This is a genomic window from Geobacillus sp. FSL W8-0026, from assembly GCF_037966255.1.
GTDB lineage: Bacteria > Bacillota > Bacilli > Bacillales > Anoxybacillaceae > Geobacillus > Geobacillus icigianus.
In genome coordinates, this window is record NZ_CP150194.1 from 1,399,717 (window position 1) to 1,418,210 (window position 18,494).

General features: G+C 55.1%; 21 protein-coding genes. 18 read left to right on the forward strand and 3 right to left on the reverse strand.

Translation table 11 applies throughout. From position 1 onward, the window contains the following. Window positions 1-177 precede the first annotated feature (177 nt). A complete protein-coding gene (locus NST29_RS07080) occupies window positions 178-681 on the reverse strand; it encodes an inorganic diphosphatase (RefSeq protein ID WP_033021150.1) in 504 nt (167 codons plus the stop codon). Between the two features lie 217 nt (window positions 682-898). Further along, window positions 899-1,147 carry a ferredoxin gene (locus NST29_RS07085; protein ID WP_011231729.1) on the reverse strand — a complete coding sequence of 83 codons (249 nt, stop codon included), beginning with the start codon at window positions 1,145-1,147 and terminating at the stop codon, window positions 899-901. 305 nt (window positions 1,148-1,452) lie between these two features. On the opposite strand from NST29_RS07085, the gene NST29_RS07090 reads away from it, so the two are divergent. From NST29_RS07090 to NST29_RS07110, 5 genes are all read left to right on the forward strand, one after another. Further along, complete coding sequence (locus NST29_RS07090; RefSeq protein ID WP_061912305.1) at window positions 1,453-2,502, forward strand: helix-turn-helix domain-containing protein; 1,050 nt, start codon at window positions 1,453-1,455, stop codon at window positions 2,500-2,502. Next, window positions 2,487-3,995 carry an ATP-dependent DNA helicase RecQ gene (locus tag NST29_RS07095; RefSeq protein ID WP_061912306.1) on the forward strand — a complete coding sequence of 503 codons (1,509 nt, stop codon included), beginning with the start codon at window positions 2,487-2,489 and terminating at the stop codon, window positions 3,993-3,995. Before NST29_RS07090 ends, NST29_RS07095 begins: the two co-directional genes overlap by 16 nt. Further along, window positions 3,979-4,563 carry a CPBP family intramembrane glutamic endopeptidase gene (locus NST29_RS07100; protein ID WP_061912307.1) on the forward strand — a complete coding sequence of 195 codons (585 nt, stop codon included), beginning with the start codon at window positions 3,979-3,981 and terminating at the stop codon, window positions 4,561-4,563. Before NST29_RS07095 ends, NST29_RS07100 begins: the two co-directional genes overlap by 17 nt. 4 nt (window positions 4,564-4,567) lie before the next feature. Beyond that, window positions 4,568-5,107: a LysM domain-containing protein gene (locus NST29_RS07105; RefSeq protein ID WP_061912308.1), complete on the forward strand. Its 540-nt coding sequence runs from the start codon at window positions 4,568-4,570 to the stop codon at window positions 5,105-5,107. Between the two features lie 83 nt (window positions 5,108-5,190). Next, window positions 5,191-5,637: a YpbF family protein gene (locus NST29_RS07110; protein WP_061912309.1), complete on the forward strand. Its 447-nt coding sequence runs from the start codon at window positions 5,191-5,193 to the stop codon at window positions 5,635-5,637. On the opposite strand, the gene NST29_RS07115 is transcribed toward NST29_RS07110, so the two are convergent. Continuing rightward, window positions 5,612-5,833 carry a manganese catalase family protein gene (locus NST29_RS07115; RefSeq protein ID WP_061912310.1) on the reverse strand — a complete coding sequence of 74 codons (222 nt, stop codon included), beginning with the start codon at window positions 5,831-5,833 and terminating at the stop codon, window positions 5,612-5,614. The genes NST29_RS07110 and NST29_RS07115 overlap by 26 nt on opposite strands. Before the next feature lie 43 nt (window positions 5,834-5,876). Between NST29_RS07115 and NST29_RS07120 the strand changes: the two genes are divergently transcribed. The 13 genes from NST29_RS07120 to rpsA all read left to right on the forward strand — a co-directional run bounded on the left by NST29_RS07120 (window position 5,877) and on the right by rpsA (window position 18,050). Beyond that, window positions 5,877-6,269 carry a hypothetical protein gene (locus tag NST29_RS07120; protein WP_061912311.1) on the forward strand — a complete coding sequence of 131 codons (393 nt, stop codon included), beginning with the start codon at window positions 5,877-5,879 and terminating at the stop codon, window positions 6,267-6,269. Between the two features lie 159 nt (window positions 6,270-6,428). Then, the gene (locus NST29_RS07125) at window positions 6,429-7,019 is read left to right on the forward strand and encodes a genetic competence negative regulator (RefSeq protein ID WP_061912312.1); all 591 of its coding nucleotides are present in this window, start codon (window positions 6,429-6,431) and stop codon (window positions 7,017-7,019) included. Between the two features lie 338 nt (window positions 7,020-7,357). Next, complete coding sequence (locus NST29_RS07130) at window positions 7,358-8,629, forward strand: Glu/Leu/Phe/Val dehydrogenase (protein WP_033021167.1); 1,272 nt, start codon at window positions 7,358-7,360, stop codon at window positions 8,627-8,629. Window positions 8,630-8,716: 87 nt separating this feature from the next. Next, a complete protein-coding gene (locus tag NST29_RS07135) occupies window positions 8,717-9,697 on the forward strand; it encodes a YpdA family putative bacillithiol disulfide reductase (protein WP_033021169.1) in 981 nt (326 codons plus the stop codon). 77 nt (window positions 9,698-9,774) lie between these two features. Next, window positions 9,775-10,743: an asparaginase gene (locus tag NST29_RS07140; protein WP_172418507.1), complete on the forward strand. Its 969-nt coding sequence runs from the start codon at window positions 9,775-9,777 to the stop codon at window positions 10,741-10,743. A gap of 84 nt (window positions 10,744-10,827) precedes the next feature. Next, the gene (prsW, locus tag NST29_RS07145) at window positions 10,828-11,505 is read left to right on the forward strand and encodes a glutamic-type intramembrane protease PrsW (RefSeq protein WP_172418508.1); all 678 of its coding nucleotides are present in this window, start codon (window positions 10,828-10,830) and stop codon (window positions 11,503-11,505) included. Between the two features lie 83 nt (window positions 11,506-11,588). Continuing rightward, complete coding sequence (sleB, locus tag NST29_RS07150; protein ID WP_172418509.1) at window positions 11,589-12,383, forward strand: spore cortex-lytic enzyme; 795 nt, start codon at window positions 11,589-11,591, stop codon at window positions 12,381-12,383. A gap of 14 nt (window positions 12,384-12,397) precedes the next feature. Further along, window positions 12,398-13,741, forward strand: a complete 1,344-nt coding sequence (gene ypeB / locus NST29_RS07155) for a germination protein YpeB (RefSeq protein WP_172418510.1) — start codon at window positions 12,398-12,400, stop codon at window positions 13,739-13,741. Between the two features lie 772 nt (window positions 13,742-14,513). After that, window positions 14,514-15,170, forward strand: a complete 657-nt coding sequence (locus tag NST29_RS07160) for a flagellar brake domain-containing protein (RefSeq protein ID WP_172418511.1) — start codon at window positions 14,514-14,516, stop codon at window positions 15,168-15,170. 51 nt (window positions 15,171-15,221) lie between these two features. Beyond that, window positions 15,222-15,401, forward strand: coding sequence for a YpfB family protein (locus NST29_RS07165; protein ID WP_033021250.1), 180 nt, complete (start codon window positions 15,222-15,224; stop codon window positions 15,399-15,401). 91 nt (window positions 15,402-15,492) lie between these two features. Next, a complete protein-coding gene (gene cmk / locus NST29_RS07170; RefSeq protein WP_339232857.1) occupies window positions 15,493-16,167 on the forward strand; it encodes a (d)CMP kinase in 675 nt (224 codons plus the stop codon). Then, complete coding sequence (locus NST29_RS07175; protein ID WP_144975112.1) at window positions 16,164-16,751, forward strand: lysophospholipid acyltransferase family protein; 588 nt, start codon at window positions 16,164-16,166, stop codon at window positions 16,749-16,751. The genes cmk and NST29_RS07175 overlap by 4 nt, the downstream gene beginning before the upstream one ends. Before the next feature lie 135 nt (window positions 16,752-16,886). Then, on the forward strand, window positions 16,887-18,050 hold the full coding sequence (rpsA, locus tag NST29_RS07180; RefSeq protein WP_339232860.1) for a 30S ribosomal protein S1: 1,164 nt from the start codon (window positions 16,887-16,889) through the stop codon (window positions 18,048-18,050). The last annotated feature ends 444 nt before the right edge of the window (window positions 18,051-18,494 follow it).

Here is an 18,494-nt window from a genome sequence, read left to right on the forward strand (position 1 = left end):
ATGTTAAATTTCTGATAATTTAACACGGGAAAGCGGTTTCTGTCAATGGGGAAAAAAGAAGTCATACCAATGAAAACGTTTTTTTACAAAAGAAATGTTCGGGTTTCACAAAAAAAAGCGCCCATATCAAACGATACGGGCAAAATTGTTCGGAAATAACAAATATTCGCAGGTTGATTATCGGTTTTTCTGTTCATTGTAGCGGGCGATGCATTCATCAATAAGTTTGGCCGCGGCTTCCGGGCCTTCCCATGTGCCGATTTCCGTCCGCTTGCCTTGCAAGTCTTTGTAGCGCTCAAAGAAGTGGGCGATTTCTTTCAGTTTGTGCTGCGGAAGATCTTCGATGGAGCGCACCTCGTCAAAGCGCGGATCTTCGACCGGAACGCCGATCAATTTCGCGTCCTCTTCGCCGCTGTCGACCATGTTCAAATAGCCGATGACGCGCGTGTCGATGACGCAGCCCGGGAACGTTGGGTTTGTCGTGATGACCAAAATGTCAAGCGGGTCGCCGTCGAGCGCCAGCGTATTTTGCAAGTAGCCGTAGTCGGCCGGATAAAACATCGGTGAGTACAGAACGCGGTCGAGCTTGAAAATGCCGCGCTCTTTGTCGAATTCGTATTTGTTTTGGCTGCCGGTTGGAATTTCGATAAACGCTTCGACAATTTTATTTTCGAATGCCATGACCCGTTCCTCCCTTGTTCGTTATGTATACATGAAAGCTTGTCCGCCGGTCGGCGGCGGACAAGCCAATTTTATTGTAGCACGTTCGCTCAAGATGCGCCACTTGTGATAGGCCATTTTTTCACGCTGGCATCAAAAAACCCCTCCTGCCGCCACGGCAAGAGGGGGCGATCCACAGGCCTTTGCAAGAAAGACGCGATTCCGCCCACCATAAATGTCAATCGAATTTGTTCGGATCACCATCAAACGGTTCATCCGCGACTTTAATCGATTCGGTCGGACAGCCTTCAAAGGCATCCATCATATCGTCAATCAAAATCTCCGGCACTTCGACGATCCCTTGGTTGTCGTCAAGGGTGACGTAGGCAATGCCGTCCTCGTCGTAATCGTAAATGTCCGGGGCGGCGGCGCCGCACGCTCCGCAGGCGATGCACGTCTCTTTATCCACAATCGTATACTTTGGCATAAACATCGAACCTCCCCAAGTTTATTGGAAACGGACGGGCCATCTCCGTGTTGCCTGCTCGGAAATGAACGTTTCACTTTTATAATAAGACCGTCCCGCCGGCTTTTCAATAAAAAAAATCGCTCGCTTGTATTTTTACACATATGCATCTTCTTTAACACATTCACCGAGAAGTCTCCCACCTCGAAATGGAAGGTAGGTGGGAGAGGTTCATTTTTGTGATCATGTGGTGGAAATGTCAACGACGCGATTTTTTGCCGATCGGCCCGCTTTTTTTGCTACAATAAAGGCAGGGAGGAAGGGCCATGCAGCACAGTTATGCGTCGTTTTTGCTCGCTTGGTGTCTTCGCCAGTTTCGCGGTGAGCGGACGCTGGCGGCTTCGTATCATTTATTTTCGGGAAAAAAATCGGCGCAGACACTCCAAGACAGCAAATGGTTTCAGCTTGAACCGTTTTTTGGCGTGTGGAAAAACGTGACGATGTCTTCGCTTGAAGCGGCGGCGGGCTGGCTGGCTGAACAGCGGCTCGCCATGGCGGTCGGGGATCGGGCGTACCGGCTGACCGAAGCGGGGGAGGAGTGGCTTTCCGAGCGGGAGGCGCTTTTTCCCCGTCATATGAACGGCTGGCGCTACCACGAGGTGGAGCTGCCGTTTTGGCAGCGGCTTTCCCTCATTGGACAGACGTTGTCGAACTTAAACGCCGGCCGGCGGTTTGCGCCGATTTGCCGCGATGAACGGACGCTTCGCTGGGTGAAGCGCTACTTGATGGATAAAGGCGGCCGCGTCGCGCTGGCGAGAGAGTTGTACGAAGAGCTTCTCCAGCTGCTTGCTGCCGTTTCAGAAGAAGCGGCGATCGTGTTTACGCTGCGGTTGACGAGCGCGGACCGCATCGGCTGGACGGCCGAGCAAATCGCCGCCCATCTGCAAAAAGAGGCGCTGTATGTCGAATTTCTATTTCGCGATGCGCTTCATTACATCATGGCAGAGGCGGAAGCGGGGCGCTCCCCAGCGCTGGCCGAGCTGATGGACGGCTTGGCGCCGGTGGCGTTGACCCAATCGGCGCAAAAAACGTACGAATGGCTGCAAAAAGGAAAAACGATCGAGGAAATCGCCGCCATTCGCCGTTTGAAGCGGAGCACGATTGAAGACCATCTTGTCGAAATCGCCGCCAATGTGCCCGCTTTTTCGATCGCCCCGTTTGTTGCCGCCGAGAAAGCCGCGGCGGTTCAGGCGGCGGCCAAGACGCTCGGAACGCGCAAGCTAAAGCAAATTCGCGAGGCGCTTGGCGGAGCGGTCAGCTATTTTGAAATTCGTCTTGTATTGGCAAAGGAAGTGGGACGTTGGATGAAATCGTGAACACGCTGCGCAAGCAGTTTGGACATCATTCGTTTCGCCCGGGGCAGCGGGAAGTGATCGACGATGTGCTGGCCGGGCGCGATGTGTTGGCAATGCTGCCGACCGGGAGCGGCAAGTCGCTTTGTTATCAGCTGCCGGCTTACGTGCGGCCCGGCCGGGTGCTCATCGTTTCCCCGCTTGTGTCGCTCATGGAAGATCAGGTCGAACAGCTGCGCCGGCGCGGGGAAAAGCGAGTTATCGCCTTTCACAGCCTGCTCGACGAGGAGGAAAAGGGGCAGGCGCTTGCTTCGCTGGCCGATTTTCGCTTTATTTACGCTTCCCCGGAGATGCTCCAGTCGGCTTCGTTTTTGGCCGCGCTGCGACGCGCGCCTGTCTCGCTCTTTGTCGTCGATGAAGCGCACTGCATTTCGCAATGGGGCTATGATTTCCGTCCCGACTTTTTAAAGCTCGGGGACGTTCGTCGCGCGCTTGGGAACCCTCCGTGTCTGGCGCTGACCGCGACAGCGCCGCCGCAAGTGCGCGACGACATCATCCGCACGCTCGGGATGAGAGAGGCTAGACGCCACATTTATTCTGTCGATCGGCCGAACATCGCCTTAAAGGTTGAGCATTGCCGTTCGCCGGAAGAAAAGGCGGAGCGGATCATCGAATACGCGCAGCGGCTCAAAGGCCCGGGCATCATCTACTTCTCGAGCCGGCAAGGGGCGGAAGAGATCGCGCGGCGGCTCGAACGGAGCGGGGCCGGGCGGGTCGCTTACTATCACGCCGGCATGGATGGGGAGCAGCGGCTGCTCGTGCAGCAGCAATTTTTGCACGGCCAGTTGGATCTCGTCTGCTGCACGAGCGCATTTGGCATGGGCATCAATAAAGAAAATGTCCGCTTTGTCCTGCATTTTCATATGCCGGCGCAGCTGGAAGCGTACGTGCAGGAGATCGGGCGGGCCGGTCGTGACGGCGCGCCCAGTTTGGCTGTGCTGTTTTACGCCGATGGCGACGCAGCGATGGCCCAAGCGGTGGCCGAAGCGGAGCTTCCCCATCCGCACGAGCTGCGTGAGTGGTTTCGTCGGCTGCCGGAAGGGGCGGGATTGGATCGTTTTCGTGTATGGGTAGAAACGAGTCGGTTTACCGACATACAAAAACGGCTTTTATCGTACGTTTTAGAACGGGAGCAGTCGCTCGTCTTTGGGGCGCCGGCGCTGCTTGGCGAACGGGTGGCGGCCGCCGTGGAAGAGCGGCGCCGGTGGAAACGGAAAAAAGTCCGGGAGATGGAAGGATGGGTGCACGAGCTTTCGTGCCGCCGCTCCCGCCTTGTTCATGCGTTCGGCGAAGAGTTGGCCGTCCGCCCGGACCGCTGTTGCGACCGCTGCGGCTTGTCGCTCGACGACTATGTAGGCCGCGAGAGCCGTCAGACGGCCGTTTTTGTTCGCGATTGGCGCGAGGAGCTGTGGAATCTATTTTTTGGCGGGAGGCCTCCCCATGAAGCGGCAAAGTGAACAAATTCGTCATATGACCGAACGCGAAGTGCTGTTTCATCTTTACTTGACGCAAGCGCTGCTTCTGGCGGCTGCCGGCATCGCTTCGCTGTTGTTGTTTGACGGGGCCGAATGGCGCCGGCTTTGGCGGTTTGCTGCGGACGATGTCTTGATCTACGGAGTGGGCGGAGCGGCGGCGGTGCTCGCTGTCGAGTTTTGGGCCATGCGCTGTTTGCCTAATGACTGGTATGACGATGGCGGGGTGAACGAAAAAATTTTCCGCCGGCGGTCGGTTCCGCACATCGTTTTTTTATGTGCGCTCATCGCGCTGGCGGAGGAGTGGCTGTTTCGCGGTGTTGTGCAGACGCATGGGGGGCTTTGGGCGGCGAGCGCCATTTTTGCGCTGCTGCATGTTCGCTACTTAGAAAAATGGTTTTTGTTTTTGCTGGTCGTTCTGCTCAGTTTGTTCCTTGGCGTGCTTTACGAGCAAACCGGCAGTCTATGGGTTCCCGTCACGGCCCATTTTTTGATTGACGTTGTGCTTGCCCTCGAAATTCGCTTACACCGGGGGATGGAGGAAAGGGAGTGAAGCGATGGAACGGACACCGGAGCGCTCCGCCCGAACACGGCGGTCGGAATCGGAGGAACGTGCGCCGTCTTCCCGCCTGAGACGGCGGCGGCAAAAAGAAGAACAAAAACGAAAATACATCCCTGCTCGCCTGCTGATGTTTCTGTTTTTGACGCTGCCGGCGGCGGTGCTCGCGCTTCATCACGTCCAATCCGAGTCGGGGACGGTGGCGATCGTCCGCCATGACGAAAACAGCAGCCGGGAGACGGTGCGCATCATTCGCGAAACGGACAACGAAGACACCCTGTCTCCGTCAACGGCAAGGCAGGATGAACGACCGGCGGGCGAGCAGCGGGGCGGCTCAGCCGGCAACCGCAAGACGATCACCCACGTCGTGGCGGCCAATGAAACTCTCTACAGCATCGCCATGAAATATTACGGGACGCCAAGCGGCATGGACATGATCAAAAAGGAAAACGGGTTGTCCTCAAACCGGCTGCAGCCGGGACAGACGTTGCGCATTCCGCTCGCCGAAAAACAGGAGGAGCAGCCGTCAGAAAACTAGGGCCGGCGTCCCCCTTTCGGTTCTACCCTCATTTGCTGCTGCATAGGATGGACAATAGAGAGGACAAGGAAGGGGGGAGCGCCATGGCCCATTTTCCCGCTGAATTTTCCCTTGACGAAGTGACGAAAGAAATGTTGCTCGCGGTCATCGAGCGGAAAAGAAAGTGGGAATATTTAAAAAAAAGAACATTGCTCTTGCAGGTGGCGGCTTTTGCCGGCTTGGCTGTCTTCTCTCTTTATATAGTGCTCAACGGGGCGGCGTTTGGCACATGGAGCGAGCGGTTCGCATGGTTTTTTGCCGCGCCCGTTCACGTATCGTTCCTTCTTTTTCTATGTACCTTGTATTGGGCGGCTGTTTATTATAAAGGAAAAAGTGAAAAGGCGGAAGAGGAGTTTCACGCGCTCCGCTGTGAAATTATCCAAAAAAGCATTGATTTATGGAAAGAGGAGGAACAATGGAACAAGCGCCATCAGGTGTTTGCATGGATGAAGCGCGAATATGACATCAATCTCTATTACGAACATCGCTGATCTTCTCCTGCTGTCCGCTTGGGCCCCGCTGTCGGCGCTTGGCGGCCGGAACTGTGGCCGAGCGCGGGAAACGGCTAAGCGCCGCAGCGAGCTCTCCGTCCGCTCCGCCGTACTGTTCGATTAAGTATTTGGCGAGCCGCGGGTTGCACGTGCTGACGCGGACCGGATATTGCAGTTTGTTTTCATACATCCACATCATTCGTTCCCCCTTGTGTGCAAGAAAATCGCGGAGGAACGTTATGCGCCGGTTATGGATGACGTCGATGGTCGCGGTCTTGTGCAGTTACTTGTTTTTGCATTGGCTCCCGCCGCTAGAGCCGTTTTCTCCCACTTTGTTTTGGACGCAGCTGTTGTTCTCCCCGTTAAGATCATGGCTTGCTTTCGGCTGTTTTTTTCTCGGGGTCGCTGCGAACGGCGCGCTGCTTCGCCGGGCGATGATCGGGGCGGTGAGTTGGTTGGCCGGACGGCGGGTTCGCATTGGTGAGTGGTTGATAAGCATAGCGGCGCTTAGCCATTTTTACTGGGTGTTTCAGTTTCATTGGCGGCTGGCGGCGCTTTTTTTCGCTTTTTCCTTCTTTTATGGTATGATGACGTTACGAGGACGCCGGCTGCTTGAAGACGGCCGGCTTTAGCAGGAGGAAGTATGGTTATCGGGGGAGCAACCGAGAAAAAATGCTTGTCTAAAACCCGGGAAACGATGTAAACTCATTAATAACAACAAACGAACCAATTGCCAGTTCCGACATACAATAACGGTAAGAGATGGCTCTGTAGGTAAGGAGGGGTTGCCGATGCGTCTGGAGCGCTTGACCCACAACAAGATAAAAATTTTCCTGACATTCGACGATTTGTTGGACCGCGGGCTGACCAAAGACGATTTATGGAAAGACACGTTGAAAGTCCATCAGCTGTTCCGCGATATGATCGAGGAAGCAAGCGAAGAGCTCGGCTTTGAAGTGAACGGATCGATCGCGGTCGAAGTGTACTCTTTACCGGCGCAGGGCATGGTCGTTATCGTTACGAACGAAGGCGACTACGATGACATGGAAGAAGAGTTCGCCGACGATTATATCGAAATGCAAGTAACGCTCGATGAGAGCGATGACATATTTTACGAATTTCAATCGTTCGAAGATGTCATCCAGCTCGCTCATCGCCTGCATGCGGTCGGCTGCCTTGACGGCGCGCTTTATTCGTATCAAGACCGCTTTTACTTGCATGTTCCACAAGAGCCTCCCATTCCGCTCGATAACTTTGTCGCCTTGCTGGCCGAGTTCGGCAATCCGGCCACGATTACGATACACCGTGTGCAAGAGTATGGAAAACGGCTGATCGAACACCGCACCATCGAGCAGCTCGTCCGTTATTTTCGCGCCCACTGAGGCGGGCAAGAGGGTGTCCCAAAAAGGATCGGGAGGCCCTTTTTTCGTGACGGTTATACGTGCTCACGGCTTTGTTCGAGCGATATGTTGCGCCGGCCGAAAAACACCCGAATTCGAAAATGGGCCAAGGAAGCGCGTCATCGTTGGCCTGCCGCTTGATGAAAGCTGATGGGGGCACCTTAGAAGGTTTCCAGCCGTAAATTTTCCAGCCGTAAATAATGTCGCGAGGAACGCTTGCTGTTTTCTTATGATTTTTCCTTTGCATCCGCTCACAGAAGGTGTATACTATGACATGGAAGGCGACAAACTATTCTAGCGAGCTTATAGGAGGTTTACGTATGGCAGCCGATAAGCATACGGAAGAAAAGGAACAACAATACGACGTGCTGGCGTCGACACAGATTGTTATACATAGAGCGTTAGAGAAGCTCGGTTATCCAGAGGAAGTATACGAGCTGTTAAAAGAGCCGATTCGCGTGTTGACGGTTCGCATTCCGGTGCGCATGGATGACGGAACAGTGAAAATTTTCACCGGCTACCGCGCCCAGCATAACGATGCGGTCGGTCCGACGAAAGGCGGCGTGCGTTTTCACCCGGAAGTCACGGAGCGCGAAGTGAAAGCGCTATCGATCTGGATGAGCTTAAAATGCGGCATCGTCGATTTGCCGTATGGCGGCGGCAAAGGCGGCATTGTCTGCGATCCGCGCACGATGTCGTTCCGCGAGCTGGAGCGGCTAAGCCGCGGCTACGTGCGCGCCATCAGCCAAATCGTTGGCCCGACGAAAGACATCCCGGCGCCGGACGTGTTTACGAACTCGCAAATTATGGCGTGGATGATGGATGAGTACAGCCGCATCCGCGAGTTTGATTCCCCGGGCTTTATTACCGGAAAACCGCTTGTCTTGGGCGGTTCGCACGGCCGGGAAACGGCGACGGCCAAAGGGGTGACGATTTGCATCCGCGAGGCGGCGAAAAAACGCGGCTTATCGCTTGAAGGGGCGCGCGTCGTCGTTCAAGGGTTCGGCAACGCCGGCAGCTATTTGGCGAAATTTATGCACGACGCCGGAGCGAAAGTGGTCGGCATTTCCGATGTGTACGGCGCGCTGTACGACCCGAACGGGCTCGATATCGACTATTTGCTCGAGCGGCGCGACAGCTTTGGCACGGTGACGAAGCTGTTTAAAAACACGATTTCGAATAAAGAGCTGCTTGAACTCGATTGCGACATTTTAGTGCCGGCGGCCATCGAAAACCAAATTACGGCGGAAAATGCTCCGCGCATCAAGGCGAGCATCGTTGTCGAAGCGGCGAACGGGCCGACGACGCTCGAAGCGACGGAAATTTTAACGCAGCGCGGTATTTTGCTTGTCCCGGATGTGCTCGCTAGCGCTGGCGGCGTGACGGTGTCCTATTTCGAGTGGGTGCAAAACAACCAAGGCTATTATTGGACGGAAGAGGAAGTCGAGCAGCGGCTGGAAAAAGTGATGGTCAAAGCGTTCAACAACGTGTATGAAATGGCGCAAACGCGCCGCGTCGATATGCGCCTTGCCGCTTACATGGTCGGCGTCCGCAAAATGGCGGAAGCGTGCCGATTCCGCGGTTGGGTATGACGCGGCGAGCGTTGACGTTTGCAAGCTTTCGCGAAATCCCCTATCATAAGATAGGGGATTTTTTGCTTCGTGCGAGGTGACAAAAACATGAGAGAAGAAACGATCATCATCGTCGGCGGCGGCCCATGCGGGTTGGCGGCGGCGATCGCTTTGCAGGATGCCGGGTTTTCGCCGCTTGTGATTGAAAAAGGCAACATCGTCCATTCGATTTACCGGTTTCCGACGCATCAGACGTTTTTCAGCACGAGCGATCGGCTCGAAATCGGCGGGGTGCCGTTTGTCACCGAAAACCGGAAGCCGACGCGGAATCAAGCGCTCGCTTATTATCGGGAAGTCGTTGTTCGCAAGCGCGTGCGCGTCAACACATTTGAGGAAGTGAAAGCAGTTCGTCGCCAACAAGATGGAACGTTTTCGCTGGAAACGTCGAAAGCCGAGTATCGCGCCTCGTACGTCGTGATCGCCACCGGGTATTACGACCATCCGAACTATATGAACGTGCCGGGGGAAGAGCTGCCGAAAGTGATGCATTACTTTAAAGAAGCGCATCCGTACTTCAACACCGACTGCGTCGTCATCGGCGGGAAAAACTCGAGCGTCGATGCGGCGATGGAGCTGGTGAAAGCGGGAGCGCGCGTGACCGTGCTGTATCGCGGCAGCGACTATTCGCCGAGCATTAAGCCGTGGATTTTGCCCGAATTTGATGCGCTCGTCAAAAAAGGCGTCATTCGCATGGAGTTTCGCGCCCATGTGAAAGAAATTACCGAAGACGCGGTCGTGTATGAAGTCGACGGAGAAACGAAAACGATCAAAAACGATTTTGTGTTCGCCATGACCGGCTATCATCCCGACCATCGCTTTTTAACGAGCATCGGCGTCCACGTCGATCCGGAAAGCGGCCGCCCGCATTACGATCCCGAGACGATGGAAACGAACGTTCCCGGGCTGTTTATCGCCGGCGTGATCGCGGCGGGCAATAATGCCAATGAGATTTTTATTGAAAACGGACGGTTTCATGGAGAGGCGATCGCTGCCTGCCTCGCCCGTCGTGAGCGGGGCGCGTCTTCTTAACGCGCCGACCTTGCCGCCTTGTCGCGGCGGGGAGGCGGGGGCTTTAGTGGAAATAGAAAGCGCAGGTGAACGATAGGATGAAACGAAAAGTCGTTTTGTTGACGACGGGGGGCACGATCGCCAGCAAGCGGAGCGAGCGCTCCGGCCGTCTCCGGGCAGGGGCGCTAAGCGGCGAGGAGTTGGCGGCGATGTGCCATTTGCCAAATGATATAGAAATCATCGTCGAAAGCGTATTTCAATTGCCGAGCATGCATTTGACGTTTTCCCATTGGCTCGAACTCAAACAGCGGATCGAAGCGCATTTCGCCGATCCGACGGTCGACGGCATCGTCGTCACCCATGGGACGGATGCGCTTGAGGAAACGGCGTACTTTCTTGACTTGACGATCGATGACCCGCGGACCATTGTCGTCACCGGTTCGCAGCGCGCTCCGTCCGATTTGGGCAGCGACGTGTACATCAACATTCGCCACGCCGTTTACGCCGCCTGCGCCGAGCCGCTGCGCGGGACGGGCACGGTCGTCGTGTTCAATGAACGCATTTTTGCCGCCAAATACGTAAAAAAAGAGCATGCCTCGAACATTCAAGGATTTAACGCGTTTGGTTTCGGTTATTTGGGGATTATTGATAACGATGAAGTGCATGTGTATCAAAAGCCGGTTCGCCGCGAACATTACCAACTCATCCGCCCGCTCCCGCCCGTCGATATTGTGAAATGTTATTTGGAAGCGGACGGGAAGTTCATCCGGGCGGCGCGCGAGAGCGGGGTCGCCGGTTTGGTGCTTGAAGGAGTCGGCCGCGGCCAAGTGGCGCCCAAAATGGTCGATGAAATCGTCAAAACCATTGAAATGGGGATCAAAGTCGTGGTGACGACGAGCGCCGAAGAAGGAGCGGTGTACACGACGTACGACTATCTCGGCAGCGCCTATGATTTGCATAAAAAAGGCGTCATTCTCGGCAGCGATTACGACGCGAAAAAGGCGCGCATCAAGCTGGCCGTCGCCCTTGCCTCCGATGCCCCGCTCGACGGTTTGTTCGCCTTTTAGGCGGACGGCCGACGCGATTTCTCTTTTTTTGCCTCGGTTTTCATGATACGATAGAGATAAAAATACAGAGAAACGGGGATCGATATGTTTTCGCTGATTTCCGCCGGCGTCGCTCCCGGAGTGGCGCTGCTCAGCTATTTTTACTTGCGCGATGAATACGAGGCGGAGCCGCTCTCATTTGTGTTGCGCATGTTTTTGTTCGGCGCTTTGCTCGTCTTTCCGATCATGTTCATCCAGTACGTGCTTGCCGAAGAGCGAATCGTTTCGTCGCCGATGGCCGAAGCGTTTCTTTCCGCCGCGTTGTTGGAGGAATTTGTGAAATGGTTTGTCGTCTATTTTTTTGTGTATGATGATGATGAATTTGACGAGCCGTATGATGGCATCGTCTACAGCGCCAGCGTCTCGCTCGGATTTGCGACGTTGGAGAATTTGCTGTATTTGTTGGCCAACGGAGTGGAGACAGCGTTCGTCCGGGCGCTGCTGCCGGTGTCCAGCCATGCGCTCTTTTCCGTCATCATGGGGTTTTACTTTGGCAAGGCGAAATTCGCCCGCCAAAAGCGCAGCTATTATTTATGGCTGTCGTTTTTGCTGCCGTTTTTCCTCCACGGCGTCTATGATTGGCTGCTGCTCGCGAAAGAGCGATGGGGTTACTACATGGCGCCGTTTCTGCTCGCTTTATGGTGGGTGGCGCTGCGCAAAGTGAAACAGGCGAAAGGGGCGGTTCGAACTGCAGCGCTGCCGTCCGTCAACAGCCAAGCGTGATCGCTTGGCTTTTTTTTGTATAAAACGAGCAAAACGAAGGAAAATAGGGATAAAAACGGCAAGTGCTGACGGGAGGTTTGCAGATGGCAAGGAAAACGTTGCTGTTGCTTTGGCTCGGTGTATGGGCGGCGCTGTATCCGATGGACCACGCCGCGGCCTTTTCGCCGCAAGTAATTCAGCGCGGGGCGGTTGGCGATGATGTCATCGAGCTGCAGGCGCGGCTCCAGTATCTCGGTTTTTACAACGGCAAAATTGATGGGGTGTTTGGCTGGCGCACGTATTGGGCGCTTCGCCATTTTCAGTATGAGTACGGCCTGCCGGTCGATGGATTGGCCGGTGCAAAGACAAAACAAAAGCTGGTGAGAGCTTCGAAATATGACGAGTCGTTTGTCAAAGAACAAATCCGTCAAGGAAACGACTTCACTCACTACGGAGGCATTCCGCTCAGCCAGCAAGTGAAAAAGCGGAGCGGCGGAGGGGGGCGGACGGTGAAAGCGACGGCGTCCAACGTCCCTAAAGGATTTTCGCAAAACGATATCCAATTGATGGCAAACGCCGTTTACGGAGAAGCGCGCGGCGAACCGTACATCGGACAAGTGGCCATCGCCGCGGTCATTTTAAACCGCCTCGAACATCCATCGTTTCCCGATACGGTAGCTGGGGTGATTTTCCAGCCAGGAGCGTTTACGGCGGTCGCTGACGGACAAATTTGGCTGACGCCGAACGAAACAGCGAAAAAGGCGGTGTTGGACGCCATTAACGGCTGGGATCCGACCGGCGGGGCCATTTATTATTTCAACCCGGCGACGGCGACGAACGCGTGGATTTGGAGCCGGCCGCAAATTAAGCGGATCGGGAACCATATTTTCTGTAAATAAAAGGAGGGAGACGGATGATTCGAACCGTTTTGCTGGCGGTGCTTGCGCTTGCTGTCATCGGCACCGGCTATTGGGGGTATCGCGAGCACCAAGAAAAAAACGCGATTTTGATTCACGCGGAAAACAACTATCAACGCGCGTTTCACGACTTGGCTTACCAAATCGACTTGCTTCATGACAAACTAGGAGCAACGTTGGCGATGAATTCGCACGCATCGTTGTCGCCGGCGCTCGCCGAGGTGTGGAAAATCGCCTCGGAAGCCCATTCCGATGTCGGCCAGCTGCCGCTGTCGCTTCTGCCCTTCAATAAAACGCAGGAGTTTTTGTCGCGCATCGGCGAGTTCAGCTACCGGACAGCGGTGCGCGATTTGGAAAAAGAACCGTTGACAAAGGAAGAATACCATACGCTGCAAGCGTTGTATCAAAACGCTGGCAAGATTCGCCAAGAATTGCGCAACGTCCAACATTTGGTGCTCAAAAACAATTTGCGTTGGATGGATGTCGAGCTCGCGTTGGCGACGAGCGACCAAAAAGGGGACAACATCATCATCGATGGGTTTCGAGCGGTCGAGAAAAACGTGGATACGTTCTCCAGTTCTTCGGAGTTTGGCCCGTCGTTTGTCGGTCTTGCCAATGAAGAAAAAGGGTTCGTGCGCGCGAAGGGCGGCCCGATTTCGAAGGCGGAAGCGCGGCGGATCGCTCGCGATTTCCTCGGGTTAAAGGGAACGGAAGACATCAAGGTGACGGAAAGCGGCAAAGGGGCGGACGACCGCTTTTACAGCGTAACGATTCATGATCCGAAAACAAAGGGCGATATTTACATGGATATCACCAAAAACGGCGGCTACCCGATTTGGGTGCTGAACAGCCGTCCGATCGGCAAACCAAACATCGGTTTGCATGAAGCGGCCAACCGTGGGCTGGCGTTTTTGAAACGCCATCGCTTTACCGGATTTGAGCTGTATGACAGCACGCAATACGACAATGTGGCGGTGCTTACGTTCGTCAAAAGCGAAAACGGCGTTCGCATCTACCCGGAAGCGGTGCAAATGAAAGTGGCGCTCGATAACGGCCGTGTGGTCGGTTTTACCGCGCGCGACTATTTATCATCGTCCATTCCGCGTCCGCTGCCGAAGCCGAAACTCACCGTCGAGGCGGCGAAGAAAAAGTTGAACCCGCATTTAAAGGTGATGGAGCAGCGTCAAGCGGTTATTATGAACGATTTGCAAAAGCCGGTGCTTTGCTATGAATTTTTAGGAACGATGGGCGACGATACGTACCAGCTGTTCATCAACGCCTCAACAGGACTAGAGGAAAAAGTGGAAAAATTAGAAAGCGTCGAACCCGCTTACGGATAAAGGAGGAAAGGCGCCCGAAAGCACGGGCGTCTTTTCTTGCTTTTTTGAACACGCACCGCCCTTCGGTTCATTCCCGGACGGCGGGCCAAACGTTGTCCATGAGGTTATTCTCACCCTTGGATGGCGGACCAAACACTGTCGATGGAACGTTTCTGTGAAGTAGAATTGCGCGGATTTTCATCCTCGGAGGGAGGACAAACCATGGCTTGCGGAACGTTTCCGTGAAAATGCAGGACTGGCGTAGGATTTTCATCCCCGGGTGGAGGGCAGATCACGCTGCCCATGGATCTTTTCCGTGAAAATGCCGCACTGGCGCAGGATTTTCATCCCCTGGGTGGAGGGCGAATCCACTGTCCATGGATCTTTTCCGTGAAAATGCCGCACTGGCGCGTGATGTTCAGCCCTAGATGGAGGGAAAACGCTGCCCGTTGAATTTTCCGTGAAAATGCCGCACTGGCGCGGATTTTCATCCCCGGGTGGAGGGCAAACCATTGCCCATGGATCTTTCCGTGAAAATTCCGTCGGCAAGCGTTGTTTTTCATCCTCGGGTGGAAGGCCAAACGTTGTCCATGGGGTTATTCTCACCCTCGGATGGCGGGCCAAACGTTGTCCATGGAACGTTTCCACCGCCATCCCGTGCGGCGCGCGATGATTTTCATACCGGAATGGGTAACAAGTCTGAAGGGCGATATGGTATAATTGTCTTGAACAACCATTCAAAGACAGAGACGAATGTCTCAGCGAAGCTGGCTGAAAAGGGGAAAAGAGAACGATGACGATCAAAATCGGGGATTCGATCCGCCTCGAACCGTTGGACGGCTCGGCGCGGCAATATCAGAGCAAGGTGCTCGACATCGGCGACGGGGCGGTTCACATCGGTTATCCGGTCGATCAAACAAACGGAAAAACGGTGTATTTGTTAAACGGCATGCAATTCAAGGCGAGCGTGGTCGGGCAGGATGGGGGCTTATACTTGTTTGACACAGAAGTGAAAGGGAAAGTGCGCGTTCCGCTGCCGATGATTGTTTTATCTTATCCGGGGGAGGAAGCGCTTCTGCGCGTTCAACGCCGCCGTTACGTGCGGGTGAAAACGAACGTCGATGCCGCTGTCCATCCGCTCAACGGCGAGTTCGCCCCTTTTGCGACCATGACCATGGATCTTAGCGCCGGCGGCGCGGCGCTCGTTGTTCCGCCGGCTGTTGCGCCGCTTTTGCATCCTGGAATGCCGGTTGAACTTTGGCTTGTGCTGCCCATGCGCTCGGGGGAGTATCATTATGTTCAGACGAAAGCCGCCGTCGTGCGCACAGTGACGAACGGGCAACATACGGCGAAAACGTCGGTCGAATTCACTGAACTTGACCCGCAGGACCGCCTTCGCCTTATTCGTTACAGCTTTGAGCGGCAGCTCGAAGAACGGAAAAAGGAATAAAGCGGCAAGGGAGGTGGAATACTGCTAGAAAAAGGGAGGCGGGTGAACGCGATGAAACGAATGGAAACGCTGTTATGGAAGCTCGTTCTTATCCAGGCAATCTGTTTGCTTGTCGCCCAATGGCTTGCCCTCTACACCCCGATCGAGCTTTACATCAATAAGGTGTACGAATATGAAGGGGTGGCAAAACAGGAAAAAATGAAATCGGTCGAAACGGCCGTCGACCGTTGACGGCAAATATGATACAATGAACGTAGACGCATGCAGGAGTTTCCTGCATTTTCTTTATGCACTCATCACTTTGGATCAAGCAGGAGGAATTATGAAACGACGAATTAGCATTGCGATCGACGGACCTGCGGCGGCGGGGAAAAGCACCGTTGCCAAACTCATTGCCCATCGCCTTTCCTACGTGTACATCGATACAGGCGCCATGTACCGCGCGCTGACGTACCGCGCGTTGGCGTGCGGCATCGATATCGATGATGAACAGGCGCTCTTGTCGCTGCTTCGCGATACATATATTGAATTGAAGCCATCGCGCCATGGACAGCAGGTGTTGGTAAACGGTGAAGATGTCACGGATGTCATCCGCGGCGAGGCGGTGACGAAGGCGGTATCATGGGTGGCCAAGCACCCGCTTGTGCGCGAAGAGATGGTCGTCCGCCAGCGCGCGTTGGCGAAGGGTGGAGGCGTTGTCATGGACGGGCGCGATATCGGAACGCATGTGTTGCCGGATGCCGAAGTGAAAATTTTCTTGAAAGCTTCGGTGGAAGAGCGGGCGCGGCGTCGGCACGAGGAAAACATCGCCCGCGGCTTTCCGTCCGATCTGGAAACGCTCAAAGAAGAAATCGCTCGCCGTGACCGTCTCGATTCGGAGCGGGAAACAGCGCCGCTTCGCAAGGCTCCCGATGCGGTCGAAATCGATACGACGTCGCTGTCGGTGGAAGAGGTGGCGGAGCGAATCATGGACATTGTTAACGAAAGGATTGGATGAGGGTGGATTTTTATTCGTTCGCCAAGGTGGTCGTTAACGGGGTGCTCACCCCTTTTTACCGCATCCAAACGATCGGGTTGGAACAATTTCCAAACGAGGGGCCTGTGCTTCTGTGCGCCAACCATATCAGCAACCTCGATCCACCAGTGGTCGGCATCACGGCGCCGCGGCCGGTTCGGTTTATGGCGAAGGAGGAACTGTTCCGCACGCCGCTTGTCAAAACGCTCGTTCATCATTTGCGCGCGTTTCCGGTCAAACGCGGCATGAATGACCGTCAGGCGCTGCGCATGGGGCTTGAGGTGCTGAAACAAGGGGAAGTGCTCGGCATTTTTCCAGAAGGGACGCGCAGCAAAGACGGGCGGTTGCAAAAGCCGTTGCCGGGAGTCGGTTTTTTCGCCCTGCGCACCGATGCCGCCGTCGTTCCGTGCGCCATCATCGGCCCGTACCGACCGCTTCGGCCGCTCAAAGTCGTATACGGGGCGCCGGTCGACATGACGCCGCTGCGAGAGCGGAAGGCGAGCCCGGAGGAAGCGGCCGATTACATTATGGATCATATTCGCCAGCTGCTTGAACAACATCGTTAAGCATTCTAGTACATGTTGATTGAGAAAATATGGTATACTAATTAGAAAAGCGTCCTTCGTTTGCCGACAGCCGGCCGCGGCCACGGTGCGAGGCGCGCTTTTGACAGTTGCTAGTCGATGAAGGAGGGTTTTGCGATGACGGAAGAGATGAATGTGCAAGTGAACGTGTATGAGGTGGGCGACATCGTCCGCGGCAAAGTGGTCAAGCTCGAGGATAAGCAAGTGCTTGTTGAGGTGGAAAACAGCAAACAAAGCGGGATCATCCCGATCAGCGAGCTGTCGAACTTGCATATTGAGAAACCGAGCGATGCCGTCGCTGTTGGCGATGAGGTGACGGCCAAAGTCAAGAAGGTCGAAGAAGGTCAAGAAGGGGAAGAAGGGCTGCTCATTTTGTCCAAAAAAGCGGTCGACGCCGAGCGGGCGTGGGAGGAGCTGGAAGGCAAATTCGCCGGCGGCGAAACGTTTGAAACGGTCGTCAAGGACATCGTCAAAGGCGGGCTTGTCGCCGATGTGGGCGTGCGCGGCTTCATTCCGGCGTCGCTCGTTGAGCCCCACTATGTTGAAGACTTTTCGGACTACAAGGGAAAAACGTTGGCCGTCAAAGTCGTGGAGCTGGACCGCGAGAAAAATCGCGTCATTTTGTCACACCGGGCGGTCGTAGAGGAAGAGCAAGAGCGGCAGCAAAAAGAGCTGCTTTCCCGTCTCGAGCCGGGGCAAGTGCTCGATGGCGTCGTCCGCCGCATCGCTGATTTCGGCGTCTTTGTCGATGTTGGTGGGTTTGATGGGCTCGTACATATTTCCCAGCTTTCCCACACGCGTGTCGCCCATCCGGCCGATGTGGTGAAAGAAGGCGATGCCGTCAAAGTCAAAGTGTTGGCTGTCGATCCGGAAAACGGACGCCTGTCGCTGTCGATCAAAGAAGCGCTGCCTGGCCCGTGGGAAGGCGTGAGCGCCAAAGTGAAGCCGGGGGATGTCGTGACGGGAACGGTGAAGCGGCTCGCGTCGTTCGGGGCATTTGTGGAAATTTTCCCGGGCGTCGAAGGACTGGTCCACGTTTCGCAAATTGCCAATCGCCGCATCGGTTCGCCGCATGAAGTGCTGAAAGAAGGCGATCAAGTCAAGGCAAAAGTGCTCGATGTCAACGAAGCGGAGCACCGCATTTCCTTGAGCATTCGCGCGCTGCTTGAAGAAGAGGCGGCTGCGCCGGCCGAGGATTACAGCTCGTACACAAGGACTGCGGAAGCGCGCGGCTTTCAGCTTGGCGAAGTGATCGGCGAACAGCTGAAAAAATTAAAATAACAGACGGTGATCGAACGCCGGATCAAACGCGCGCAACGGCCGCTGACAGGTGCGGTGCACAGCAGTAAAAAAGAGGGCCGAAACGGTCGCCCGTCTCCCGAATCGGCCCACCCTCGCGCGGCAGAAACGGCAAGCGAGATACAGCGGTGAAAAGGGGGCTCGTTCGGGCCCCCTCTCTTTGTTGTTGGGGTGCCGAAAGACGAAAGCCGGCGTGCGGGCTTTCACGCCAAACAACCGAGAAATGAAGCCGGCCTGCCCGCCGCGGCCTCTTTGGTTGGCCGGCTGCTCCCGCGGTCAAAAAAAGTGCAGGCGTCCGTTCCGTGGGGACGCCTGCGCATTTCCTCGAGAAGGTCGGTGTTGAAGGGGAACTACTGCTCTCGAACCGTGTTTCTCAAACGGAAAATTCTTGCAACTTCATCATTTCATTCTTTCCCATTTCTCACC